This is a genomic window from Agrobacterium sp. SORGH_AS 787, assembly GCF_030819035.1.
Classification (GTDB): Bacteria; Pseudomonadota; Alphaproteobacteria; order Rhizobiales; family Rhizobiaceae; genus Agrobacterium; species Agrobacterium larrymoorei_B.
In genome coordinates this window covers 1,064,626-1,081,627 of sequence record NZ_JAUTBG010000002.1, presented here as the reverse complement: position 1 = coordinate 1,081,627, position 17,002 = coordinate 1,064,626, and the positions used below count along the sequence as shown (strand labels likewise).

Sequence of the window (17,002 nt, the reverse complement as noted above, 5' to 3'; positions counted from 1 at the left end):
GCCTGTCGCGGATGAGGCGTAGGTGAAGGCTTCTATCAAGGAGCCTTCCCATGCACGCCCCGCTCGTTTCGCCAAAACTTTCCACCTTCTCCACCACCCATCACACCACACCGCCCCGACATCTGGGAACGCGCTATTCTCCCGAGGGAGAATTTCTGCCTGAGCCGGGCAATACGGTCGTCTGCCATCTGGTCGAGGGGTCACAGACCCAAAAGGCGGTCATTGCCGCCCGCCAGCGGCTTCTCGATATGCCAGAGGCTTCGACCCACCTTGCCTTCACGCCCGTCTCCAGCCTGCATATGACGGTGTTTCAGGGCATCATCGAGCATCGCCGCGCCTGGCCCTACTGGCCGAAGGAAATGCCGGAAGACAGCACCATCGACTCGATGACGGCCTTCTACCTCGATCGCCTCGGAGAGTTTCCGACGCTGCCGGCCTTCAACATGCAGGTAACATCCGTCACGCCCCTTGGCCTTATCCTGAAAGGGGTAACAGAGGTGGACGACAGGATCATCGCTGCGTGGCGCGACGCCTTTGCCGAGGCCTTCGGCTATCGTCATCCCGACCACGACACGTACGAATTCCACATTACCTTCGCCTATGCCCGCCGCTGGTTCGAGCCGGAGTGCCTGCCACGCTGGCAGACAATGCTGGATGACTGCCTTGACGAATTGCGTGCGGCAGCGCCGGTCATCGAAATGCGTCCGCCAGCCTTCTGTGCATTCGCTGATATGAACCACTTCGAGGAGTTGATCGTCTTCGATCCCATCTGATATGGATATGCTGAACGGATGCCGATTTTCGATTGCGCCGGCATCTCGCGAAAAAATGCGTGTCGGGGCTGGTCAAAGCCCCGCAGGGCATGTATAAGCGCGCCAAATTTCCGATATCGAGACATGCGACATTCGGCCTATGGTTCTGGCCGGTTCCCGTGTTTCGCCGCTTCAGTGGAGTAACACAAATGGCAGTTCCTAAAAGAAAAACGAGCCCGTCCAAGCGCGGCATGCGCCGTTCGGCAGACGCCCTCAAGGCAGCAACCTACGTCGAAGACAAGAACTCCGGCGAATTGCGTCGCCCGCACCACATCGACCTGAAGACAGGCATGTATCGCGGCCGTCAGGTTCTGACGCCGAAGGAAAGCGCATAATCAGCGCTTCTTGATGCGATTGCATGACGAACGAGCCGGCCTTTGGGTCGGCTTTTTTGTTGCCTTCAGCTCCCGTCGCAATGCCGCTTGGAAAAAGACGAACCCGCACTTACTATCCTCAGTCGGAGGACGGTTTTTTACAGCATGTCGCGCAAAGGTGGTCACCAGTGTGTGGCAACGACATGCGGCAGAAAAAACCGTGATGTGGAGGGGTTTGAGTGAGATATCGGTGGGTCGGCATCCTTCTGCTTTGCCTTGGTCTGTGCGGCTTTGCCTTCACCAAGGGACGGGAGTTGCTGGCGGAAAGCTATCTCAACGAGGCTGCCGAACAGGGCGGAACGACGTTACGGCTTGCTGTCTCGGCCCTTGGCGGGCATCTCAACCGATACGAACCGCTGCCAGCACTGATGGCCGATCACGACGATATCGAGGAACTGGTTGCTCATCCGGAGGATCGGCGCCTCAGGCAGCGCGCCAACATCTATCTAAAGTCGATCAACGACCTTCTGAAATCCTCGGATATCTACATCATGACGCTGGACGGCGAGACGATCGCTGCCAGCAATTATGATGGGCCGACAAGCTTCGTCGGGCAGAATTTCAGCTATCGACCTTATTTCCAGGATGCGGCCAAGGGCCAGCAATCGCGCTTCTTCGCACTCGGCACCACGTCACACAAACGCGGCTATTACTTCGCCTCACCCATCTTGTTCAACGACGTCATCAAGGGCGTCATCGTCTTCAAAGTGGATATTGAAGGCATTGAGGCTTTCTTCGGTACCGGCGAAAACCGTATCATCGTCACCGATCCGGAAGGCATCATATTCATCACCGGGGTGCCCCAGTGGCTCTATTCAGCGGTCCTGCCGCTGACGCCCGACAGAATTGCAAGAACCGAAGCCTCGCGCCGCTATGCCGACGCCAAGCTCAGCCAGTTGCCGATGACCGAAGGCACATTCGCCAGCCATCGGTTGATGACGATCGGTGAAGGACAGCAGGACCGGGAATATCTTGTACTGTCCCAACCGATGCCGGAAGCGGGCTGGACGGTGAATGTGCTGATGGATACCAGCTCAGTGCGCACCCAGGTGCAAACCACGATGCTGGCCGTCCTTCTCTGCCTTGGGCTTGCTGGCGCGCTGCTGGCGGCCATGCTGCAAAGGCGCAGGCGCCTACAGGACCGGCTCGTCCATCAGGCCGAAGCCCAGGCCGAGCTGGAGCTTCGGGTAGAAGAACGGACTGCGGATCTGGCGCGGGTGAACCGCGACATCAAGCGGGAGATTGCCGAACGTCGGCAAACGGAAAAGCAGTTGCGAAAAACGCAGAAGGATCTGATCCAGGCGGGCAAGCTTGCTGCGCTCGGCCAGATGTCGGCAGCCCTTTCCCACGAATTCAACCAGCCGCTTGCCGCAGCCAAGACCTATGCCGAAAGCGCGTCACTGTTGATCGAACGCGGGCGCGTGGAGGAGGCAAGCTCCAATCTCTCCCGCATCTCAGCCCTGATCGACCGAATGGCCTCGATCAGCAGGCACCTGCGCAACTTTGCCCGCAAGCCCAATGAGCATGTCGGCCCGGTTCCGCTCGATGCGGTGGTGGCCGATACGCTCGAAATCGTCAGCGCCCGGTTAAAGGCGGCGGATGCCGAATTGCGGGTAGCGCTTGGATCGGAGACGCTTTTCGTCAAGGCCGGGCCGGTGCGTCTGCAGCAGGTGCTGGTCAACATCATCTCCAATGCTGCCGATGCGGTGGAAGGGCTCGACGATAGGCGTATCGATCTCACCGTGCAAAAGAACGGCAACAAGATCATCGTTTCGGTGCGCGATCGCGGTCCCGGCGTGCCGCCCGCGATCATGGAGCGCATCTTCGACCCCTTCTTTTCCACCAAAGGCGTCGGCAAAGGCCTGGGGCTCGGCCTGTCGATCTCCTACAATATCGTCAAGGATTTTGGGGGACGGCTTGTCGTCACCAACCTCAAGGATGGCGGCGCGCGCTTCGATATCGAGCTCGACGCTGAAATACCGATGGAGATTGCCGCGGAATGAGTGTGTCCCGCGTATTGCTGATCGATGATGAAGAGGATTTGCGGCTTTCCACCGCCCAGGCGCTTGAGCTTGCGGGTCTCGATGTCGTCACCATCGACAATGCCGATCACGTCTTTGAACTGATCGGCTACAGTTTCGATGGCGTCATCGTCAGCGATATCCGCATGCCGGGCATCGACGGCATGAGCCTGCTGCAGAAGGTGCGGGAACTGGATGCCGAGATTCCCGTGATCCTCGTCACCGGCCATGGCGATGTGCAGCTTGCGGTCAGCGCCATGCGCAACGGTGCTTACGACTTTATCGAAAAACCCTTCAGCATTCAGTATCTTGCCGGCATCATCAAACGCGCCATGGATCGTCGCTCGCTCGTGCTGGAAAATCGACGCCTGCGCGCGGTTGCCGGAAAGCGCGACGATCTGGAAACGCGCCTGCCGGGTCGCACGCAGGTCATGGTCGATCTGCGTTACCGTATTCGCGCCATCGGGGCGGCGGATGCCGATACGCTGATCATTGGCGATACCGGTGCAGGCAAGGAAGTGGTGGCGCGGGCACTCCACGATGTCAGCGCGCGCGCGGATCGCGCCTTCGTCGCCATTAATTGCGCCGCCCTTCCGCAGCATCTGATCGAGAGCGAACTCTTCGGCCACGAGGCAGGTGCCTTTCCAGGGGCGCTGAGGGCACGCTACGGCAAGTTCGAGCATGCGCGCGGCGGCACCATCCTGCTCGACGAGATCGGCTCCATGCCGCCCGATATGCAGGGCAAGCTGCTGCGCGTGCTGCAGGAGCGCACCATCACCCGTCTCGGCTCCAACGAGACCGTGGAACTCGATGTCCGCTTCATTGCCACCAGCAAGACGGATCTGGCGCAGGAGGCGCTGGCGGGGCGGTTCCGCCAGGATCTTCTCTATAGGCTCAACGTCGCAACGATCCATGTCCCGTCGCTTGCGCAGCGACAAAGCGATATTCCCCTGCTCTTCCTGCATCTCGTGAGAGAAGCCGCCGCCCGCTATGGGCGCGGCGACAGGGAGGTGCCTTCCGCCGTCGTTTCAGCGCTCGCGATGCGAGAGTGGCCGGGCAATGTCCGGGAACTGAGAAACGAGGCCGACCGGTTCGTTCTCGGGCTGGACGGTCGCTCCGGTGAAGGGCCGCACAGTGATCCGCTTGCTGGCCATGGGCTCTCCGCCAAGGTGGCGGAGTTTGAAAAGGGCATCATCGCAAGAACAATCGCGAGCCATAAAGGCAATCTGAAAGCCGTTTACGAGACGCTCGGAATATCGCGCAAGACGCTTTACGAAAAGATGCAAAAATACCAACTGACGAAGCACGTACACGTCGATGAAGACGTGACGAGCTTCTGAGTTCTGTTGTCGTTTATTCCCGTGGGTGGGAATCCACCCACGCCATGACAGCGATGTTTCGGATTCCACCCATCGGGGCCGTTAGCCGACACTCTTTTACTGATTTGTCTTCTTGCCTCGATTGCGTCCAGCACAGTCTCGACCGCAAATGACCCTACCCCGGACGAGCGCAGAGGAGTGCGTCTCGTCGCTGAGGCCATATTCATCGGGAGGAAAAGATGAAACTTCTGAAATCCGTCACGGGTGCAGTGGCTGCCGCCGCCGTATCGCTCTTTGCGCTTTCCGCAGCCGCACAGGATTATCCTGGCCGCAACATCACCATGGTCGTACCATTCTCCGCCGGTGGTCCAACGGACACCGTTGCGCGCCTCGTTGCTGAATCCATGTCCAAGGATCTCGGCCAGCAGATCGTCGTCGAGAATGTCGGCGGCGCTGGCGGCACGCTCGGTGCAGGTCGTGTGGCATCTGCCGATCCGGATGGCTACACCATCCTTCTGCATCACATCGGCATGGCCACCAGCGATACTCTCTACCGCAAGCTCGCCTACAAGACGCTCGACGCCTTCGATTATGTCGGCCTCGTGACCGAGGTGCCGATGACGATCCTGTCGCGCAAGAATCTTGAGACCAATGACCTCAAAGGCCTGATCGACTACGCCAAGGCGAACAAGGACAAGGTCACGGTCGCCAATGCCGGCATTGGCGCCGCCTCCCATCTGTGCGGCATGCTGTTCATGAGCGCCATCGAAACCCCGCTCGTCACCGTTCCTTACAAGGGCACAGGCCCTGCCATGACCGACCTTCTCGGCGGTCAGGTCGACATCATGTGCGACCAGACCACCAACACCACCAAGCAGATCCAGGGCGGGACCGTGAAGGCTTACGCGGTCACCACGCCTCAGCGTCTGAGCGTCCTGCCGAACGTGCCGACGGCTGCGGAAGCGGGCCTGCCCAACTTTGAAGTCGGTATCTGGCACGGCATCTACACACCGAAGGGCACGCCTGCGGCTGTGAATGAGCGTCTCTCCAAGGCGCTTCAGGTGGCCCTGAAGGATCAGAACGTCGCTGCACGTTTTGCCGAACTCGGCACCACGCCTTCGCCGGAAGCAGATGCAACGCCAGCCGCACTAAAGGCGAAGCTCGAAAGCGAAATCGCGCGTTGGAAGCCGGTCATCGAATCTGCCGGCCAATACGCCGACTGATCCCACTTCAGGCCGGGGATGACGCGGGTCGTCCCCGGTATCCGCTTGCGGATAACAACGCAGCTTAAAGACCTCATCGAACTCTACAGACATCGGGCCAGAAGCGACACCGATGCACAGGCGGGGACGACCATGAAATCAGTCAGTTTCGATGCCACGGAAGCCATCTGCGGCGCAATTTTCATCTGCCTTGGCATTTTCTTCGCCTGGCAATCCTATGATCTCGAACTCGGTACGGCCTTCCGCATGGGACCGGGATATTTTCCGCTCGTCCTCTCGCTGATCCTGGTGCTGCTTGGAGGCGTGATCCTTCTGCGAGCCGGCAAGATCGCAGGTGAGCCAATGGGTTCGATTGCGTGGCGGGGCATCTTCTTCATCCTCCCCGCGCCCATTTTCTTCGGTTTCACAGTGCGTGGACTGGGCTTCGTGCCCGCGCTTTTCCTCAGCGCGCTGATTGCCTCCTTTGCGTCGCACAAGATGAAACCAATGATGGCCGTGCTTCTGTCGGCTGCCATCACGGTCTTTTCGGTTATTGTCTTCAATTACGGTCTCGGCCTGCCTTTCCAGCGCTTCGGCCCCTGGCTCAATTTCTGAGGTCGCGTCATGGAACTCTTCGATAATCTGGCACTCGGCTTCTACACGGCCTCAACGCTTCACAACCTGTTCTTCTGCCTGATCGGCGTGCTTCTCGGAACGCTGATCGGCGTTCTGCCGGGTATTGGTGCCACGGCCACCATCGCCATGCTGTTGCCTATCACCTTCCAGCTAGAACCTGTCTCCTCGCTGATCATGCTGGCCGGTATTTATTACGGCGCGCAATATGGCGGCTCGACCACGGCGATCCTGATCAACATGCCGGGCGAGTCTTCCTCCGCGGTGACGGCCATCGACGGTTACCAGATGGCGCGCAAGGGCAAGGCGGGTGCAGCGCTGGCAATTGCTGCCATTGGCTCCTTCTTTGCCGGTACGGTCGCGACCTTTCTCGTGGCAATTTTCGCTCCACCCTTGACGGCGATCGCACTCGAATTTGGCGCGGCGGAATATTTCTCGCTGATGGTCGTCGGTCTCGTCTCGTCCATCGCCCTGGCGCACGGTTCCATTGTCAAAGCGCTCGCCATGGTCGTGCTCGGTCTGCTGCTTGGCCTTGTCGGTACCGACATCTACAGCGGCACGCCGCGCTTTACCCTTGGCATTCGCGAATATGCCGATGGCCTGAACTTTGTCGCGGTCGCGGTCGGTGTCTTCGGTATCGCCGAAATCCTGCGCAATCTGGAAGACGAACGCACACGTACCGTTCTCATGGCCAAGGTTTCCGGTCTTCTGCCGACGAAGGAAGACTTCAAGAAGATGATTGCGCCGGTCATTCGCGGTACGATCATCGGCTCGGCTCTCGGTATCCTGCCAGGTGGCGGTGCGATCCTTGCCGCCTTTGCCTCATATACGGTGGAAAAGCGCGTCTCGAAGAATCCGGAAGAATTCGGCCATGGCGCAATCGCCGGTGTTGCCGGGCCGGAATCGGCGAATAATGCGGGTGCTCAGACCTCCTTCATCCCGCTCCTGACGCTCGGCATCCCGGCCAACCCTGTCATGGCGCTGATGGTTGGAGCGATGATCATCCAGGGCATCGTGCCCGGCCCGAATGTCGCGACCGAACAGCCAGCACTTTTCTGGGGTATCATTGCCTCCATGTGGATCGGCAACCTGATGCTGGTGGTGTTGAACCTGCCGCTCATCGGGCTTTGGGTGAAGCTTCTGACAATCCCCTACTACGTGCTCTTCCCGATCATCATGGCCTTCTGCGCCATCGGGGTTTACAGCGTCAACTCCAACGTCTTCGATCTCTATGCCGTCGCCTTCTTCGGCTTCATCGGCTACGCCCTGGTGAAACTGCGCTGCGAACCGGCACCGCTGCTGCTCGGCTTCGTGCTTGGCCCGCTCCTCGAGGAGAACCTGCGCCGCGCCATGATCCTGTCGCGTGGCGATCCGAGCACTTTCGTCACAAGGCCGATCAGCGCCACGCTACTTCTGATCGCCCTTCTGGTTCTCGTCGTCGTCTTCCTGCCAAGCGTCAAGAAGAAGCGCGAAGAGGTCTTTCAGGAGGAAGGCTGACACAACGTCAAAAGTCTTCACAACAACAGAGGCCGGGCACGACGTGTCCGGCCTCTGTCTTGTTTAAGCTTTATAAAACTGCGAAAGCAGCGTGAATGAAAACGGAGGTCTTTATGGCAGATCACAACGACGCGCGGATTGTCGCTCTGGAAGAAACGGTCGCATATCAGGCCAAGACGATCGAGGAACTGTCCGATCAGTTGGCGGAACAATGGAAGGTCGTCGAGCAGACGCGCGCGAAGCTCGATCGTCTCACCGAGCGGTTCTTAAGCCTTGAGGAGCAGTCGCTCGACGCGCCAGCCATCACCAAGCCACCGCATTACTGATGAATGCCAGCGCAGTACGAGATAGTGAGGAGTCGAGATGACTAAGAGCGCGATACCGACAGCCGCCGCCGAGGTTCTTTCCTTCTGGAACGAGGCTGGTCCAGATAAATGGTTCGAGAAGAACGCCCATTTCGACAGCTCCTTCCACGCCCGCTTTCACGATCTGCACTTCGCAGCGGCCCGTCAAGAATTGACCGGCTGGCTCAATGCGCCGGAAAGCAGCCTCGCGCTCCTCCTTCTCCTCGACCAATTTCCCCGCAACTGTTTCCGTGGCACGGCGCATATGTACGCGACCGATCCGCTGGCGCTTCATTATGCCCGCGACGCGATTTCGCGCGGCCATGATCAGGCGATCGATCCTGAGCTCCGGATTTTCTTCTATCTGCCCTTCATGCATTCGGAAGAAATCGCCGATCAGGAGCTTTGCTGCAAGCTGTGCGAGCCTCTTGGCGAACGATACCTGCCCTTCGCGATCGAACATCGGGATATCGTCCAGCGTTTTGGCCGCTTCCCGCACCGCAACGACATCCTGCTTCGCGACACAACAGTGGAAGAGCGCGCCTTTCTCGACGAAGGCGGTTTTTCCGGATAAGCTTCAGCACTTTAAAGACGAAACCTTTATGCCCCTCACAATCGGACGAAGGAAAGCGCGCAGCTCATCGTCCGTCAGGTCCAGGCGATTTGTCAGCAGCCTGTCGAGAGCAAAACTCGAAAGCGTTTCGATCACCGTTACCGGATCGACCCAAGGCTCGATCTCGTTCCGCGCCTTCGCTCTGCGCAGCATTTCGGCGCTCTGCTGTCGGCGCTCCACAAGGAAAGCGGAGAGCGCTGCCAGTGCCTCCTCATTGATCTGAGCTTCGGCCACAACGCTGCGGAAAATAGCACCCGCGCCCCCGCCCAGCCAATAGGCGACGAGATTCCTCAGGAAGAGAAACAAATCCTCCTCCACGCTCCCAGTGTCCGGGGTCGGGATGCTGGTCTTATTCAACTGGTACGCATCCAGAAGAAGCGCAGCGCGTGACGGCCACCACCGGTAAATCGTCGGCTTTCCGGCCTTTGCAACACGCGCCACAGCCTCGATCGAAAAGGCGGAAAGTCCTTTCTCCGACAGAATCGCTTCAGCGGCACGCAAGATGGCCTCACGGCTGTCCGGGTTGCGCTGCGCGCCGATGGACCGGCGGCGGACCGGGGGCGCTTTAGCCCTTGTCTCATCGGTCATGGATGCCTCCAGAACTCGCTACCTGTAGCTCCCGTGTTCCCATAGAAACCGGCAAGGGACGTCGCTAAATCGAGCCTTCTCCGGCCGATGCTTTAGCCGAAATATCCCTTGAACGGAATGGCCTGTTTTATTATAAACGAAACGTTCCGTTTCATTGGAGTTGCCATGTCTTCCACAGCTTCATCGATTATCTCAAAACCACATCGTCTTCGACTTGCACTGGTCATGACCTTTGCCGTGTATCCCGTCATCACCAGTCTGCTTTATGCACTGGGGCCATTCACCGAAAACTGGCCCCTTTGGCAACGGACCATGTTGCTGGCGCCGATCATGGTTGCGGCCATCATCTTCGTCGTCACACCTCTGGTCATGCTCTGCTTTCGCCGTTTCGTCATGGTGCATCACCCACGGTGAGGAAGCCGCAAACAAGCAGAACCGCCGGGCTTATCACCCGGCGGCTCTGTGTTTTTGTCTTGATTCAAAAAATAAAGCGTCTTTCGTGCGTCCAATAGGACGCACGGCGCTTTAGTTGCGGCTTTTAGCCGTCGAAGAATTCCTTCATACGCGCAAAGAAGCCCGTCGATTCCGGATTGTTGTCCTTCGAAGAGATTTCCTCGAACTCCTGCAAGAGTTCGCGCTGACGTTTGGTCAGCTTCTGCGGCGTTTCAATCTGGATCTGGATGTAGAGATCACCCGTCTGCGCAGAGCGCAGAACCGGCATGCCCTTGCCCTTCAGTCGGAACTGCTTGCCCGGCTGCGTGCCTTCCGGCACGGTCACACGCGACTTCGTTCCGTCCAGCGTCGTGACATCGAAGGTACCGCCGAGCGCTGCCGTCGTCATTGAGATCGGCACGGCGCAATAGAGATCGGCGCCATCACGCTGGAAGAATTCGTGCGGACGCACCGACAGGAAGATGTAAAGGTCTCCCGACGGACCGCCCCGCATGCCAGCCTCACCCTCGCCCTGCAGGCGAATGCGCGTGCCGTCTTCGATACCAGCCGGGATGTTGACCGAGAGCGAACGCTCTTCCGTCACGCGGCCCTGGCCATGGCACTTGGTGCAGGGATCGGTAATCGTCTGGCCACGGCCATGACAGGTCGGGCAGGTTCGCTCGACCGAGAAGAACCCTTGCGCTGCACGCACGCGACCTGAACCCTGGCAGGTGCCGCAGGTTTTAGGGCTCGTACCCGGCTTTGCGCCGGAACCGGAACAGACATCGCAGGTTATGGATGTAGGCACCCGGATCTGCGCCGTCTTGCCGGTGAAAGCTTCTTCCAGCGAAATTTCCATATTGTAGCGGAGATCGGCACCACGTTCGCGGCCGCCGGAGGAACGGCGCGCACGGCCGCCACCCATCATCTCGCCAAAGATATCTTCGAAGATGTCGGAGAAGCCGCCGCTGGCAAAACCACCGCCGCCGAAGCCGCCGCCACCGCCGCCCATGCCACCCTGTTCAAAGGCTGCGTGACCGAAGCGATCATAGGCCGCGCGTTTCTGCGGGTCTTTGAGCGTTTCGTAGGCTTCGTTGATTTCCTTGAATTTCTTCTCGGATTCGGCGTCATCAGGATTCTTGTCCGGATGATACTTCATCGCAAGTTTGCGGAAGGCGCTCTTCAGCTCCTTTTCATCGGCGGATTTGCTCACGCCCAATGTCTCGTAAAAGTCTGCTTTCGCCATGAAGATAACACACCCCGAAATGGATTTCCGGCTGCACGAGGCAGCCGGATTCAGTCTCATTTACCCAAGTTCAAGAGCAAGAGCCACGATTTACGCGGACTTCTTGTCGTCCTTGATTTCCTCGTAGTCGGCGTCGACCACACCATCGTCCTTGCCGCCTGCGCCGCCTTCACCGGCTTCCGCCTGCTGGGCTTCGTAAATGGCCTGACCGAGCTTCATGGATACTTCCATGAGGGTCTGGGTCTTTGCCTGGATGTCGTCTGCATCCGGCTCGGATGCTTCGACAGCCGTCTTGAGGGCAGCTATGGCATCTTCAATTGCCTTGCGGTCGGTTTCAGAAACCTTGTCACCATACTCCTGAACCGACTTCTCGGTGGAGTGGATCAGGCTTTCGGCCTGGTTCTTGGCTTCTACGCCCGCACGGCGCTTCTTGTCGGCTTCAGCATTGGCTTCCGCATCCTTGACCATCTTTTCGATGTCGGCGTCGGAGAGACCACCAGAGGCCTGGATACGGATCTGCTGTTCCTTGCCGGTGCCCTTGTCCTTGGCCGAAACCTGAACAATGCCGTTCGCGTCGATATCGAATGTGACTTCGATCTGCGGAACGCCACGCGGAGACGGCGGCAGGCCAACGAGGTCGAACTGGCCGAGCAGCTTGTTGTCGGCTGCCATTTCGCGCTCACCCTGCGAGACACGGATGGTCACGGCAGACTGATTGTCTTCGGCGGTCGAGAAGGTCTGGCTCTTCTTCGTCGGGATCGTCGTGTTGCGATCGATCAGACGGGTGAAGACGCCACCCAGCGTTTCGATGCCGAGAGACAGCGGAGTTACGTCGAGAAGCAGAACGTCCTTGACGTCGCCCTGCAGAACGCCGGCCTGGATGGCAGCGCCCATGGCAACCACTTCGTCCGGGTTGACGCCCTTATGAGGCTCCTTGCCGAACAGCTGCTTGACCACTTCCTGCACCTTCGGCATGCGGCTCATACCACCGACGAGAACGACTTCGTCGATCTCGGAAGCGGAAACGCCAGCATCCTTCAGCGCTGCCTTGCAGGGCGCGACAGTGCGCTGAACCAGGTCGTCGACCAGGCTTTCGAACTTGGCACGTGTCAGCTTCAGCGTCAGGTGCTTCGGACCAGAAGCATCTGCCGTGATGAAGGGCAGGTTGATTTCGGTCTGCTGCGAAGACGACAGCTCGATCTTTGCCTTTTCAGCAGCTTCCTTGAGGCGCTGCAGAGCCAGCTTGTCGGACTTCAGGTCGATGCCGTTGTCCTTCTTGAATTCGGTTGCAAGGTACTCGACAAGACGCATGTCGAAGTCTTCGCCACCGAGGAAGGTATCACCATTGGTGGACTTCACTTCGAAGACGCCATCGCCGATTTCGAGGATGGAGATATCGAAGGTACCACCACCAAGGTCGTATACGGCAATCGTCTTGCCGTCCTTCTTGTCGAGACCATAGGCAAGAGCGGCAGCCGTCGGCTCGTTGATGATGCGCAGAACGTCGAGACCAGCGATGCGGCCTGCATCCTTGGTAGCCTGACGCTGGGCGTCGTTGAAGTAGGCCGGAACGGTGATGACGGCCTTTTCGACCTTCTCGCCGAGGTAGGATTCAGCGGTTTCCTTCATCTTCTGAAGGATCATCGCGGAAATCTGCGACGGGGAATAACCCTTGCCCTGTGCTTCTACCCAAGCGTCACCATTGTCGCCCTTGACGATGTTGAAGGGGACGAGGCCCTTGTCCTTCTCAACGGTCGGATCGTCATAACGACGGCCGATGAGGCGCTTGACCGCAAAGAGCGTATTCGTTGGGTTGGTGACGGCCTGGCGCTTTGCCGGCTGACCGACCAGACGCTCGCCATCGTCGCTGAACGCGACCATGGAAGGGGTCGTGCGTGCGCCTTCCGCGTTTTCAATGACTTTAATGTCCTTGCCGTCCATCACTGCGACGCAGGAATTGGTCGTGCCAAGGTCGATACCGATTACTTTTGCCATTTTCTTCTCTCCTTGAAGCGAGTCATCGGAACCCCGGCAGGCATTCCACTGACGACTCCTTGACTTGGATGGTCTTGCCTTTTTGTCAGCATTTCTGCTGGTATGCGGCGTATATAAGGAGCGAATTTTCCTGCTGCAAGGCGAATGGCGCCAGCGAAGGCAGCAAAAAGAAAGATTTGCTGCACTTCTTTATCGTGGTTCTAAAGCTAGTGTGACAGGCCCGTGACCAACACAAGTACTCGTGTTGAAGTCACCGCACCGGCGTTACCCCTGCGGCTTGATCAGGCTCTTAACCCTCTGGGCGAAGACATCCAGCTGAAAGGGCTTGGTCATGACGTGCATTCCGTGGTCGAGATGACCGTGGTTCAACACTGCATTCTCCGCGTAGCCAGTAATGAACAGCACCTCAAGATCCGGCCGGTTGACCCTTGCTGCGTCCGCCAGTTGCCGGCCATTCATACCGCCCGGCAAACCGACATCGGTGATCAAGAGGCTGATCTGCCTGTTCGAATTGAGAAGACGCAAGGCGGACGGCGCGTCTTCCGCTTCGATGACCGAATAGCCAAGATCCTGAAGCTCCTCGACGGCGAGCATTCTGACCAGAGGCTCGTCATCCACCACCAGGATCGTCTCGTCGCCATCGGCGCGCGGAGCATCGATGCTGGCTTCGGCCTCCGGATCGGCCGCATCGATGGAGCCGGAATAGCGCGGCAGATAGATGCAGATCATCGTGCCTTTGCGGAGTTCCGAGTAGATGCGAGCGGCACCGCCTGACTGACCGGCAAAACCATAGACCATGGAAAGGCCAAGACCCGTGCCCTGGCCGATCGGTTTGGTGGTGAAGAAGGGGTCGAAGGCACGCTCTATAATGTCCTGCGACATGCCGGTTCCCGTATCGGAAACGCAAAGCGACACATATTGCCCAGGCTCCAGCCCGCGCATCCGGGCCGCGCGCTCGTCCATCCAGCGATTTCCGGTTTCGATCGTGAGCTTGCCGCCATTCGGCATGGCGTCGCGTGCATTGATGCAGAGATTGAGAAGTGCGTTTTCCAGCTGGCTGGCATCGACGAATGTCGGCCAGAGACCAGCCGCGCCTACCGTCTCCACCTTGATCTCCGGCCCGACGCTGCGGATCACCAGCTCAAGCATGCTATCGACCAGCGTGTTGATGTTCAGCGGTTTCGGATCGAGCGTCTGGCGGCGCGAGAAGGCGAGCAGTCGTTGGGTCAGCGCGGACGCGCGTTTGGTGGCACCCGTCGCGCCATTGATATAGCGCGAAAGATCTCCAACCCTGCCCTGTGCGAGGCGTGTGTTCATCATTTCCAGGCTGCCGCTGATGCCAGCCAGGATGTTATTGAAATCATGGGCCAATCCGCCCGTCAACTGGCCGACGGCCTCCATCTTCTGGGCCTGACGCAGGGCTTCTTCTGCCACCATCAATTCGGCGGTGCGCTCCTCGACCTGCTGCTCCAGAGTGGTGTTCAGCTTTTCCAGCGCCAGCTCAGCCTCTTTTCGTGCAGTGATATCCTGAAACAGAACGGCAACCTGACGGCGTTCTTTCGGCTCGATGCGGACGGCAGCAAGTTCCAAGTAACGGCCCGTGGCAACCAATTCCTGTTGAAAGCGAATGGGCTTACCGGTTCGAAGAACCGCACCATAGCGCGCGATCCAGGCATCGGCCTCATCCGGCACCATCTCACGCAGCTTTTGACCGACGACGTTCGGAATGCCGGCGTGGCGAGCATAGGCGTCGTTTGCCTGGATATGCACATAGTCGCTGTCCGGCCCATGCGGCCCATCGAGAAACTCGATGATGCAAAAGCCTTCGTCGATTGCGTCAAACAGACCCTTGTAAAGGTCTTCGCTTTCTCGCCTTGCCCGCTCCGACAATGTGCGTTCAGTGACATCCGAGCCTTCGACGAAAATGGCGCAGACCGCGCCGGTCTCATCGCGGATTGGCTGATAGAGGAAGTCGAGATAGCATTCCCTACCGGGAGAGCCTTCTTCGGTCTGAATGATGAAGAGGGCGCCGAGAGCCTTATAGGGAGTACCGGTTCGGTAGACCTCGTCGAGAATGCTGACGAAGCCTTGCTCCGCAGCATCGGGGAGCGCTTCTGCGACGGTTCTACCGAGGATATCGTGACGTCCGACAAGGTTCATATAGCTTGGATTGGCAAGCTCGAAGCGGTGGTTTGGGCCGCGCAAAAGCGCAATGAAGCTCGGTGCCTGTTCGAAGAGTTGAGTGAGGATCGGACCGATATTGCCGGTATCGCTAGTCACAGTCATTACCATTACGGAGTCGTTGTTACGGGCATGATCAGGTTCGGTGGCACAATCAGAGCGTCTTTTCCGCTGATCATGGCATCGAGATATTCGAGCGCGTTTTGTAAGCCATTAACGGTGTAGGGCTTTTCGATCGCGCCTACGGCGCCAGCAAAATCAGGCGGAATGCGCTTCACATTGCCGCTGACGAACACATAAGGAATGTCTCTGCTGGCAAGAAAGCGCCCGACATCGACGCCGGTCGGGCCGTCGAGAAGATGGATATCGACAAAGGCGAAATCCGCGCTTTCCTTCTCGATCAGCGCCATGGCCGATGCGCTGTCGGCTGCGACACCGATGACGGTATGGCCTGCGGCCTCGACTTCGCTTTCCAGTTCAAGCGCCAGGAGTGCCTCATCCTCCACGATGATGATGCGCAAATTCATGATTCCTTTTCATGTCCAACCAGCAGCGTCACACTCACGATCGTCTGCCGGCCATTTTGTTCTCGTTTGATTTCCGCACTGACTTGGCGTGCGCAGGTTTCCAGCAACATCTGACTGAAACGCTGTTCTTCCTCATCGACCTCGACGAGGTCGATCGTATCGGCCACCTGAATGAGGAAGTGTCCGTTCAGTCTCTTTACCGTCACCTTGATGTCGCCGCCACCATCACCCAAACCACGTCTGACCGCATCGCCCACCAACTCGTTGACGATGAGCGACAGAGGTGATGCTTTGTCTGCGGGCACGTAAACCGGGGATAGATCCAGCGTCACATTGATATCGGTGCGCTTCAACTGGCTCGTCAGGTTAACCACCAGGTCTTCGGCGAAATCGGCGACGTCGAAACGGGCGATATTGTCAAAGGTAAACAGCTTGCGATGAACGGTGCTGAGCGCTTCGATGCGGTTCAGCACCGATTTCAGCGTCGCGCTCGCCGTCTCGTTCTTGGTCATCCGCTCCTGAAGCTTCACGATAGACGCCATCGTCATGAGGTTGTTCTTGACGCGATGATCGACCTCGTGAACGAGCATAGTCTTGGCGTCGAGCGCATCGCGAAGATCCTTGGTGCGACGGCTGACTTCTTCTTCAGCAAGGTTACGGGCCTCGGCGAGTTCTGCCTCCTTGTCCTTGATGCGGGTGAAATCGAGCTGCGAGGCGAAGTAATAGATCACGTCTTCCTTGTCGTCCCGGACCGGGCTGACAAACAGAGCATTCCAGAATTCCCGTCCGTCTTTTCGATAGTTCAAAATGTCGACAGAGACGGATGTGCCCGCATTGATTGCCTCACGTATTTTTGCCACCGCCTGGCGGTCTGTCTTCTCGCCTTGAAGGAGACGGCAGTTACGACCGATCAGTTCGTCGCTGCTGTAACCCGTCAGGTCGTTGAAGGCCTTGTTGCAGAAAATGATCGGGTTATCGTGCTGCTTCGGATCGGTAATGATCATTGGCATCCGGGTTGCCTTGAACGCTGCCGCAAAGGGGTCTTCCGATGCATGTTCGGCAAGCAAACGCTCGCCAGCCTTACGCGCTTCCAGAGGCAGCAAATAGTCGACCATGAATTTTCCCGCACTTCACCACATGCGTAATCGTTTCGAGGCGGGAAAGTTCCGGTCCCTCAGGACAATTTCGTGGCGCTTTGATATTTCCATTGATCATCGC

At 58.3% G+C, this 17,002-nt stretch carries 16 protein-coding genes; 10 read left to right on the top strand and 6 right to left on the bottom strand.

Going from position 1 to position 17,002, the window contains the following annotated elements; genetic code table 11:
• Nucleotides 1–50: 50 nt before the first annotated feature.
• The 9 genes from QE435_RS14505 to QE435_RS14465 all read left to right on the top strand — a co-directional run bounded on the left by QE435_RS14505 (nucleotide 51) and on the right by QE435_RS14465 (nucleotide 8,776).
• Nucleotides 51–773 (top strand): DUF1868 domain-containing protein, encoded by a 723-nt coding sequence (locus QE435_RS14505; protein WP_349041807.1) that lies wholly within the window; start codon nucleotides 51–53, stop codon nucleotides 771–773.
• A gap of 188 nt (nucleotides 774–961) precedes the next feature.
• Nucleotides 962–1,147 (top strand): 50S ribosomal protein L32, encoded by a 186-nt coding sequence (gene rpmF / locus QE435_RS14500; RefSeq protein WP_016556742.1) that lies wholly within the window; start codon nucleotides 962–964, stop codon nucleotides 1,145–1,147.
• Nucleotides 1,148–1,365: 218 nt separating this feature from the next.
• Nucleotides 1,366–3,189, top strand: a complete 1,824-nt coding sequence (locus QE435_RS14495; RefSeq protein ID WP_349041806.1) for a sensor histidine kinase — start codon at nucleotides 1,366–1,368, stop codon at nucleotides 3,187–3,189.
• Complete coding sequence (locus QE435_RS14490) at nucleotides 3,186–4,547, top strand: sigma-54 dependent transcriptional regulator (protein WP_349041805.1); 1,362 nt, start codon at nucleotides 3,186–3,188, stop codon at nucleotides 4,545–4,547. Before QE435_RS14495 ends, QE435_RS14490 begins: the two co-directional genes overlap by 4 nt.
• A 218-nt stretch (nucleotides 4,548–4,765) precedes the next feature.
• Nucleotides 4,766–5,749, top strand: a complete 984-nt coding sequence (locus QE435_RS14485; RefSeq protein WP_349041804.1) for a tripartite tricarboxylate transporter substrate-binding protein — start codon at nucleotides 4,766–4,768, stop codon at nucleotides 5,747–5,749.
• Between the two features lie 132 nt (nucleotides 5,750–5,881).
• On the top strand, nucleotides 5,882–6,343 hold the full coding sequence (locus QE435_RS14480) for a tripartite tricarboxylate transporter TctB family protein (protein WP_349041803.1): 462 nt from the start codon (nucleotides 5,882–5,884) through the stop codon (nucleotides 6,341–6,343).
• 9 nt (nucleotides 6,344–6,352) lie between these two features.
• Nucleotides 6,353–7,858: a tripartite tricarboxylate transporter permease gene (locus tag QE435_RS14475; RefSeq protein WP_349041802.1), complete on the top strand. Its 1,506-nt coding sequence runs from the start codon at nucleotides 6,353–6,355 to the stop codon at nucleotides 7,856–7,858.
• A 113-nt stretch (nucleotides 7,859–7,971) separates the two neighbouring features.
• Nucleotides 7,972–8,184, top strand: a complete 213-nt coding sequence (locus QE435_RS14470; RefSeq protein ID WP_306930448.1) for a SlyX family protein — start codon at nucleotides 7,972–7,974, stop codon at nucleotides 8,182–8,184.
• Between the two features lie 37 nt (nucleotides 8,185–8,221).
• Complete coding sequence (locus QE435_RS14465; protein ID WP_349041801.1) at nucleotides 8,222–8,776, top strand: DUF924 family protein; 555 nt, start codon at nucleotides 8,222–8,224, stop codon at nucleotides 8,774–8,776.
• A 3-nt stretch (nucleotides 8,777–8,779) separates the two neighbouring features.
• Here the strand turns inward: QE435_RS14465 and QE435_RS14460 are convergent, their stop codons facing one another.
• Complete coding sequence (locus QE435_RS14460) at nucleotides 8,780–9,403, bottom strand: TetR/AcrR family transcriptional regulator (protein ID WP_349041800.1); 624 nt, start codon at nucleotides 9,401–9,403, stop codon at nucleotides 8,780–8,782.
• 165 nt (nucleotides 9,404–9,568) lie between these two features.
• On the opposite strand from QE435_RS14460, the gene QE435_RS14455 reads away from it, so the two are divergent.
• Nucleotides 9,569–9,817: a hypothetical protein gene (locus QE435_RS14455; RefSeq protein ID WP_349041799.1), complete on the top strand. Its 249-nt coding sequence runs from the start codon at nucleotides 9,569–9,571 to the stop codon at nucleotides 9,815–9,817.
• A gap of 124 nt (nucleotides 9,818–9,941) precedes the next feature.
• On the opposite strand, the gene dnaJ is transcribed toward QE435_RS14455, so the two are convergent.
• The 5 genes from dnaJ to QE435_RS14430 all read right to left on the bottom strand — a co-directional run bounded on the left by dnaJ (nucleotide 9,942) and on the right by QE435_RS14430 (nucleotide 16,899).
• A complete protein-coding gene (gene dnaJ, locus QE435_RS14450; RefSeq protein WP_306930441.1) occupies nucleotides 9,942–11,081 on the bottom strand; it encodes a molecular chaperone DnaJ in 1,140 nt (379 codons plus the stop codon).
• Between the two features lie 90 nt (nucleotides 11,082–11,171).
• Entirely contained in the window at nucleotides 11,172–13,076 is a 1,905-nt protein-coding gene (gene dnaK, locus QE435_RS14445) for a molecular chaperone DnaK (RefSeq protein ID WP_306930439.1), read from the bottom strand.
• A gap of 264 nt (nucleotides 13,077–13,340) precedes the next feature.
• Entirely contained in the window at nucleotides 13,341–15,368 is a 2,028-nt protein-coding gene (locus tag QE435_RS14440; protein WP_349041798.1) for a PAS domain-containing protein, read from the bottom strand.
• A complete protein-coding gene (locus tag QE435_RS14435) occupies nucleotides 15,368–15,778 on the bottom strand; it encodes a response regulator (protein WP_306934739.1) in 411 nt (136 codons plus the stop codon). The genes QE435_RS14440 and QE435_RS14435 overlap by 1 nt, the downstream gene beginning before the upstream one ends.
• Nucleotides 15,779–15,780: 2 nt before the next feature.
• Entirely contained in the window at nucleotides 15,781–16,899 is a 1,119-nt protein-coding gene (locus QE435_RS14430) for a PAS domain-containing protein (protein ID WP_349041797.1), read from the bottom strand.
• Nucleotides 16,900–17,002 lie beyond the last annotated feature (103 nt).

Coding starts and splice junctions, on each gene's coding strand:
- QE435_RS14505 (WP_349041807.1), top strand. CDS start 51: ATGCACGCCCCGCTCGTTTCGCCAAAACTTTCCACCTTCTCCACCACC.
- rpmF (WP_016556742.1), top strand. CDS start 962: ATGGCAGTTCCTAAAAGAAAAACGAGCCCGTCCAAGCGCGGCATGCGC.
- QE435_RS14490 (WP_349041805.1), top strand. CDS start 3,186: ATGAGTGTGTCCCGCGTATTGCTGATCGATGATGAAGAGGATTTGCGG.
- QE435_RS14485 (WP_349041804.1), top strand. CDS start 4,766: ATGAAACTTCTGAAATCCGTCACGGGTGCAGTGGCTGCCGCCGCCGTA.
- QE435_RS14480 (WP_349041803.1), top strand. CDS start 5,882: ATGAAATCAGTCAGTTTCGATGCCACGGAAGCCATCTGCGGCGCAATT.
- QE435_RS14475 (WP_349041802.1), top strand. CDS start 6,353: ATGGAACTCTTCGATAATCTGGCACTCGGCTTCTACACGGCCTCAACG.
- QE435_RS14470 (WP_306930448.1), top strand. CDS start 7,972: ATGGCAGATCACAACGACGCGCGGATTGTCGCTCTGGAAGAAACGGTC.
- QE435_RS14465 (WP_349041801.1), top strand. CDS start 8,222: ATGACTAAGAGCGCGATACCGACAGCCGCCGCCGAGGTTCTTTCCTTC.
- QE435_RS14460 (WP_349041800.1), bottom strand. CDS start 9,403: ATGACCGATGAGACAAGGGCTAAAGCGCCCCCGGTCCGCCGCCGGTCC.
- QE435_RS14455 (WP_349041799.1), top strand. CDS start 9,569: ATGTCTTCCACAGCTTCATCGATTATCTCAAAACCACATCGTCTTCGA.
- dnaJ (WP_306930441.1), bottom strand. CDS start 11,081: ATGGCGAAAGCAGACTTTTACGAGACATTGGGCGTGAGCAAATCCGCC.
- dnaK (WP_306930439.1), bottom strand. CDS start 13,076: ATGGCAAAAGTAATCGGTATCGACCTTGGCACGACCAATTCCTGCGTC.
- QE435_RS14440 (WP_349041798.1), bottom strand. CDS start 15,368: ATGGTAATGACTGTGACTAGCGATACCGGCAATATCGGTCCGATCCTC.
- QE435_RS14430 (WP_349041797.1), bottom strand. CDS start 16,899: ATGGTCGACTATTTGCTGCCTCTGGAAGCGCGTAAGGCTGGCGAGCGT.